Origin of the sequence: Rummeliibacillus pycnus (assembly GCF_050459865.1) — a bacterium.
Lineage (GTDB): Bacteria > Bacillota > Bacilli > Bacillales_A > Planococcaceae > Rummeliibacillus > Rummeliibacillus pycnus_B.
Genome location: NZ_JBCMNM010000109.1, coordinates 26,998 through 33,718, shown reverse-complemented (window position 1 = coordinate 33,718; position 6,721 = coordinate 26,998). Strand labels below are relative to the sequence as shown.

10 protein-coding genes are annotated in these 6,721 nt (G+C 34.3%); 4 read left to right on the top strand and 6 right to left on the bottom strand.

All coding sequences use genetic code 11. The annotated features are described in order from the left end of the window. Positions 1–265: 265 nt before the first annotated feature. Positions 266–511: a hypothetical protein gene (locus ABE048_RS19275; protein ID WP_430312919.1), complete on the bottom strand. Its 246-nt coding sequence runs from the start codon at positions 509–511 to the stop codon at positions 266–268. A gap of 105 nt (positions 512–616) precedes the next feature. Here ABE048_RS19275 and ABE048_RS19270 point away from each other — a divergent pair, with 105 nt between their 5' ends. Genes ABE048_RS19270 through ABE048_RS19260 form a run of 3 tightly spaced genes read left to right on the top strand, consistent with a single transcriptional unit; the run spans position 617 to position 2,677 of the window. Beyond that, on the top strand, positions 617–1,390 hold the full coding sequence (locus ABE048_RS19270; protein WP_430312918.1) for a metal ABC transporter ATP-binding protein: 774 nt from the start codon (positions 617–619) through the stop codon (positions 1,388–1,390). After that, a complete protein-coding gene (locus ABE048_RS19265) occupies positions 1,387–2,235 on the top strand; it encodes a metal ABC transporter permease (protein ID WP_430312917.1) in 849 nt (282 codons plus the stop codon). Before ABE048_RS19270 ends, ABE048_RS19265 begins: the two co-directional genes overlap by 4 nt. 16 nt (positions 2,236–2,251) lie before the next feature. Continuing rightward, positions 2,252–2,677, top strand: coding sequence for a Fur family transcriptional regulator (locus ABE048_RS19260; RefSeq protein WP_430312916.1), 426 nt, complete (start codon positions 2,252–2,254; stop codon positions 2,675–2,677). 249 nt (positions 2,678–2,926) lie between these two features. Here ABE048_RS19260 and ABE048_RS19255 read toward each other — a convergent pair whose 3' ends face one another. Then, on the bottom strand, positions 2,927–3,148 hold the full coding sequence (locus ABE048_RS19255) for a hypothetical protein (RefSeq protein WP_430312915.1): 222 nt from the start codon (positions 3,146–3,148) through the stop codon (positions 2,927–2,929). A 258-nt stretch (positions 3,149–3,406) separates the two neighbouring features. On the opposite strand from ABE048_RS19255, the gene ABE048_RS19250 reads away from it, so the two are divergent. Further along, on the top strand, positions 3,407–3,886 hold the full coding sequence (locus ABE048_RS19250; RefSeq protein WP_430312914.1) for a hypothetical protein: 480 nt from the start codon (positions 3,407–3,409) through the stop codon (positions 3,884–3,886). Between the two features lie 127 nt (positions 3,887–4,013). Here the strand turns inward: ABE048_RS19250 and ABE048_RS19245 are convergent, their stop codons facing one another. From ABE048_RS19245 to ABE048_RS19230, 4 genes are all read right to left on the bottom strand, one after another. After that, a complete protein-coding gene (locus ABE048_RS19245; protein WP_430312913.1) occupies positions 4,014–4,586 on the bottom strand; it encodes a hypothetical protein in 573 nt (190 codons plus the stop codon). A gap of 18 nt (positions 4,587–4,604) precedes the next feature. Then, a complete protein-coding gene (ispG, locus tag ABE048_RS19240; protein WP_430312912.1) occupies positions 4,605–5,720 on the bottom strand; it encodes a flavodoxin-dependent (E)-4-hydroxy-3-methylbut-2-enyl-diphosphate synthase in 1,116 nt (371 codons plus the stop codon). Between the two features lie 96 nt (positions 5,721–5,816). After that, positions 5,817–6,149: a hypothetical protein gene (locus tag ABE048_RS19235; RefSeq protein ID WP_430312911.1), complete on the bottom strand. Its 333-nt coding sequence runs from the start codon at positions 6,147–6,149 to the stop codon at positions 5,817–5,819. A gap of 52 nt (positions 6,150–6,201) precedes the next feature. After that, positions 6,202–6,714 (bottom strand): DUF1189 family protein, encoded by a 513-nt coding sequence (locus ABE048_RS19230; RefSeq protein WP_430312909.1) that lies wholly within the window; start codon positions 6,712–6,714, stop codon positions 6,202–6,204. Positions 6,715–6,721 lie beyond the last annotated feature (7 nt).

Sequence of the window (6,721 nt, the reverse complement as noted above, 5' to 3'; positions counted from 1 at the left end):
TGAAGCACGGTACGGGCTTCCGAGGAGGCTCATCGCTCGCCAGCGGAAAGCGAAGCTAATTCCACATCATGCAGAAACCAGATTAATACTATTAATATTACATTTAAACACTAATCAGTACCCTAAACATTGTGACGAGGAGATTGAAGCCAAGCAAGCGGAAGGCCCCTGTCTGTAGCGGTACATCCAAATCTAAAGATTGAAAAGTTAATGAGTTAAAATGTTTTTATTAAAAACCCAAAATGGGTATATGAAACTGATTGGATTAAATATATCTTCCGTATTTTCCTAGTAATTCTTTTGTTTTCTGTTTTCCAAGTATTTTTTCGATTTCCTTCATCACATGGTCAGGTATACCTGTTAGGACCCATTGGATCGAAAACGATGAAAGTAGTGGGCGGAGTTTTTGTATTTCTTTTTTCGAAAGTGGAATCTGATAAGTTTTGGCATATTCAGCAAGCTCCTTATCTGATTTGCGATTAATCTCACTTAATAATGAAAGATAATCCATTTACTCATCCTCTCTAAGTTAATAGTCCTTTACAAAGCGCCCATAATCTATTATACTTTCTTTTTGTAAATCGTAATGATTATGAATTAGAAAGAAGAGAAGTTTATGGCGCAACAACCATTAATTGAATTACAAGATGTTTCATTTCAATATGAATATACGCAAGTGTTAAACAAAATTTCTTTAACTGTTCGAGAAGGCGATTTTTTAGCATTACTTGGCCCGAATGGCTCTGGAAAATCGACATTGTTAAAAATTATTTTAGGTCTTTTAAAACCTACAAAGGGCACTGTAAAGTTGTTTGGGGAACCTGGTTCATCTTTTAAACACAAAGAGTGGATAGGATATGTTTCACAAAAATCTAATTCGTTTAATTCAGGATTTCCTGCAACAGTAAGAGAGGTTGTAGCGAGTGGGCTTACTAAAAAAATTGGCCTTTTCAAAAGAAATTTACCAAACCAACAAAAGCGTGTGATGGAATCCTTACAAGCTGTGGGTATGGAGCAGTTTGCTAACCGTAATATTGGTGAACTTTCTGGTGGTCAGCAACAACGTGTTTTTATTGCTAGAGCACTTGTTGCAGAACCTAAAATACTTATTTTAGATGAACCAACCGTCGGAATTGACCACGAAAATGTGCAGTCATTCTATGATATGCTTTCTGATTTAAATGAGCACCTTCATATGACCATGATATTAGTAACTCATGATGTGGACACGGTATCCAATACGATTAGCCATGTCGCTTGTTTAAATCAAACCATCCACTTCCATGGCTATAAAGACGATTATGATTCCTTATCAGATGATCAATTAAATGCATGGTATGGCCATGCAGTACGTAAAATTCATCATGACAATAAGGAGAAACAAAAATGATCGAATCTATATTACATTATGACTTTTTGCAGAATGCCTTTTTATCGGGAATTATTATCGGGGTAATTGCGCCATTATTAGGTGTTTTTATCGTTGTTCGTCGATTATCACTAATTGCTGATGCTTTAAGCCATGTCACTTTAGCTGGTATTGCGGGAAGTTTATATATAAGTCAAAGTGTCCCTGCATTAGCAACATTAAATCCAATTTACCTTGGAATTATTTCTGCAGTAGGGGGCTCTGTCTTAATCGAGCGTTTTCGCAGATTATATAAGCATTTTGAAGAATTAGCGATTCCAATTATCATGTCTGCAGGTCTTGGCATGAGTGCGATTTTCATCTCATTGGCACAAGGCTTTAGCACAGATTTATTTAGTTATCTATTTGGCTCTGTTTCAGCAGTAAGTCGACAAGATTTATGGATTGTACTAGGAATAGCTATATTAGTCATCACATTTATATATGTTTTTTATAAAGAATTATTTGTTTTATCATTTGACGAAGAGTATGCCAAAGCAAGTGGCATCCCTGCAAAAACAGTACATTTATTATTTATGATTGTAACAGCACTAGTGATTGCGGCTAGTATGCGAATTGTCGGGATTTTACTTGTATCGTCATTGATTACATTACCTGTTGCAGCAAGTATTCGAATCGCAAAAGGATTTAAGCAAACTATCTTCTTTGCCATACTATTTGGTGAATTAGCTGTAATAATTGGTTTAGTATCTGCGTTTTATTTGAACTTGGCTCCAGGTGGTACAATTGTAGTAACATCTATTTTAATATTACTTTTGGTTATTCTTGGGAAGAAAATAGTGATGTCGATTCGCGCGAAGGATTGAAGGGAGTAGTTGGGTTATGAATTTGACAAAAGCATGGGAAATATTAAAGCATAGCGGCTTTAAAAAAACAGATAAACGTGAGCAGATTTTAGAAATGTTCGAGGCTACTGAGAAATATTTAACAGCGCGCGACCTGCTTGTTGTGATGAAAAATGACTACCCGGGTATGAGCTACGATACAATCTATCGCAATCTAGCCACATTTGTGGAACTTGGCATACTGGAAGAAACCGAACTTTCGGGTGAACGCCATTTTCGAATGCATTGTGAAACCGATCATCACCATCACCACTTCATCTGTATGGAATGTGGAAAAATTAAAGAAATCCACCTTTGCCCAATGGACATGCTCCACGAACAGCTCCCAGAGTATGAAATTGAGGATCATAAGTTTGAAATTTATGGTAGATGTCCAGAATGTATAGCAAAAAGCCTGTCATAGTAACGTTTGACAGGCTTTTGTTTTGAGCATTTTATTAAATTGACCATCATTGATGGTCAATTTGATTTTTTATTGCCATTTCCAAGATGTTCAAGGTTGTTTTCTGCAAGTTATCTAATGCATTTCTTACTAAGAAGGAAGTGTATGGCCGTATAAATTACTGAAAACGTTAAAAAGTAATCAGAAAATTAAAACATACAAAAAAGTTCGCCTAATGAATTAGACGAACTATGTTAAACAGTCTATATCTCAATCCTCAAATGGGAATTCGATTAAATAACCTAACCGAATATCACATTCTGCTAGAACTGGTATTAATAAAATAACAATAGCAGAAATCACAAGGCAATTGATTAGCATTTTAGAAAGAAGGTTTTTACGAGAAGTTTTAAAAAAACTGATGATATATTGAATTAAGAATAGGAAAATAAAACAATTCGCAAAGATATTAAGGATATATTGCCAGTCCATTCTTACTCACCGCTCTCCTTGATTTCTAATGATCTATACTACATTCATTATTATACAAAAGGTTTTGAAATTATAGTAGTTTTACTGCTTGGAAAACAATAAATTAATAAAACGCTATAATCACAAATAATGAGGAAGTTGTGACAAGAAAGGTTTGCCAATCTTGTTACAACTTAATATTTTTTGGACTCATTTTTTTTTAACATTGTATAATGTTTACTGGGGAAAAGCTATAGCAGGGAAAAGGAGAGTTTGGCTATGAAATTTTTTAAAGCTTCTTTATTAATAGCGGCTTTGGTAATAGGATTAGTTGGCTGTGGAAAAGACGATACCAAAGAAAACACTAGAGAAATTATTATTCCTAAAACTGAGTTTTATCAATATCTGTACATTCAAAGTGTCAATGATAAGGGAGTTTCTACTAAAGAAACAGGGAAATTAATAGATAACCCTGCAACTGTACAAGATTTTATTCGAACTGTTAACCGATCAGTTGTGATGGTACCTAAAACTGAAAAGCAGGCAGAGGTAGTTAAACAATTAGACAAACAAGGTAGTTATATTGTTGCCCTTGGTGATACTAAAGAGATGAACAAATTAACATATAAAATCTATTTACTAAAAGATGGAACGATCTTCTTCCAAGATACGATGAAAAAAGAAATGATGTATATGACCGTAAAAAAAGAGCCAGAGAAAATAGAAAAAGCAAAGAAAATTCTAGATATTAATTTTTAAAATTATTTCACTTTGAACGGATACCTGAGGAACCGAGGCAATAATATCGGATATTGATCCTTAGAAATATATGAAAAAAGCGAAAGATCACAAGCCTTGTGATCTTTCGCTTTTTTCTTTTAATCTATTAAATACCAAATTCTTTTTTGACCCAGTGTTCAGCTTCTTTCCAGCTATTCACACGGATTACACCATTTGGAATCGACTCGCGGTTATACGGAGCATCAAATAGTAGAACAGGTATATCTAATTCTTCATGGAGGCGAACAGCATTATCATGTTTATCTTCCATAAACAATTGTACACCATGTCTTTTTCCAGCAATCACTTTATCAGTTGGTCCGACAATATCAATTGTATCATACGGTAAACTGTTAGTTTTAAACCAATTATCTGTGACCTCTCGGGAGTTTTCTTCACGAGCTGTGATATAGTTTAACGTGACATTTGGATACCAATTAGACAGAATGCGCTGTGCGTTTAATTGAAGTGGAGGATTTTTGTATATAGTTAGTTCTTCTTTTTTAAACCATTTAAAGAAATCCAATTTATCAACTGTCAGTGCTTCTGTTAGGTCATAGGTAGTAATATCATCCAATATTAAATTAGTATTAAATGCTTTATTGATATATGGTAATAAAAACTCTGGTGTTGTTATTGTACCGTCAATATCAATGCCAAAACTATATTTCTTCGTCATCGAAAACCCTCCTAGATGCTAGTTTTGAGCGTTTGCTGCTTTTTCTGCTTCTTGTTTTTTGTAATATTCTTCAGCTAAAATATCGATTTCTTTTTTCAATTCTTCAACCATTGTTTCTTCAGGTACTTTACGAACTGTTTTACCATGACGGAAAAGTAGACCTTCTCCACGGGCACCTGCAATACCGATATCAGCTTCGCGTGCCTCACCAGGACCGTTTACTGCACAACCAAGTACAGAAACTTTAATCGGTGCTTTAATCGTTTGTAAGTATTCTTCTACTTCGTTTGCAATTGAAATTAAATCGATTTCAATTCGACCACAAGTAGGGCATGAGATTAAAGTAGGCATGTTAGAAGCTAATCCGAATGATTTTAATAATTCTCTTGCAACTTTAATTTCTTCTACTGGATCTGCACTTAGAGATACACGTAATGTATTACCAATTCCTTTAGAAAGAATAGCGCCTAAACCAGCTGAAGATTTAATCGTACCTGAGAATAAAGTACCTGATTCCGTGATTCCTAAATGTAATGGATAATCAAATGCACGTGAAGCTTTTTCGTATGCTTCAATGGCAAGATTAATATCTGATGCTTTCATCGATACGATTATATCGTGGAAATCAAGATCTTCTAAAATTTTGATATGGTGCAATGCACTTTCTACCATACCATCAGCTGTTGGATACCCGTATTTATCAATGATTTTACGTTCTAATGAACCAGCATTTACACCAATTCGTATTGGTACACCTTTGGCTTTCGCTGCATTGACAACAGCTTCCACTTTTTCTTTTCGACCGATATTACCTGGGTTGATACGGATTTTATCCACGCCTGCATCAATTGCTTTTAAAGCTAGTTTATAGTCAAAGTGAATATCCGCAACAAGTGGGATATGGATACGTTTTTTAATGTCAGCTAGAGCATTAGCTGCTCGTTCATCAGGACAAGCAACACGTACGATTTGGCAACCAGCTTCTTCTAAACGAAGAATTTCAGCAACTGTTGCTTCAACGTCATGTGTTTTAGTAGTTGTCATACTTTGGATGATTACTTCATTGCTTCCGCCGATTGTTAAATCACCAACACGAACTTTACGTGTATTCGAACGGTGCGTGATTTCATTCATGAAAACTCTCTCCTTCATAGGCTTATATAAAAGCCTTCACTGTACACTATTTTAGCAGTGTTTGAAAGGAAATGACAAGAAAGAAACATTAACCGTTTAATTGGTACATGAATCAGCATTTTTTGTACGGAACGGTAATACAACTTTTTCATTTGGCCTAAAACTTTGTTTTAGAAGATGAGGATTTAATTTATATACAAGTTCAAGTCTTTCAGCAAAAGATAAATTTTCTGCTGGGTAAAGGGAAAATAATGATTCCCATGTATCACCAGAAGCCGTAGTGACAGTAATCGTTTGAATCTTGTTCGTTTTTTCACATTTCTGTTCAACCGTATAAAAATCAGCTTTAGAAATGGTCCCTTCTAATAAATCTACTTTTATAAAATAAGCACATATTAAAATAATGAGTGCGGAAACTAGTATTCTCAAAAAAAATCCCTCCCTTTTTCACTAATATATGAAAAAGAAAGAGATTCAGACCTTATTTTTGAGGTTGATTTGGATATTTTCTACAAGCTTGAACCAAATAAATAGCAGTAATAATGATTCCAATACTTGAAATAATACGATTATTAACTTGGAAAAAGATTGATACCGTCGTGAAAATGATTGATAAAGTGATAGCAAATGATGCTGTACGCCAAATATGTCGATATTCTCCGCGTTTTTTCAAAAATTTGAGTATACCTAAACCGACAATTGCATAAATACTAATTTGAACAAATACCGAAAACGAATTGATAATAAATAATAGTACAAATGAGAATGGATAAATTAACCATTTAATATCATTCAAGTATTCTTGTAATCCCTTTATTTGACTCGTTTCTCCACCTACACCAGCAAGAAACTGAATAAAAGAAATAATTGAAACAAATGTTACAAGTAATAGAACGTATTGAATAACTTTTCCAATAGGGAGCAGTCTATAAGCAGCTAGCTTTTTTGGATGAAAGAGGCTGTCTTTGAATAACTGCCAATGTTTAATCTTCATATATCTA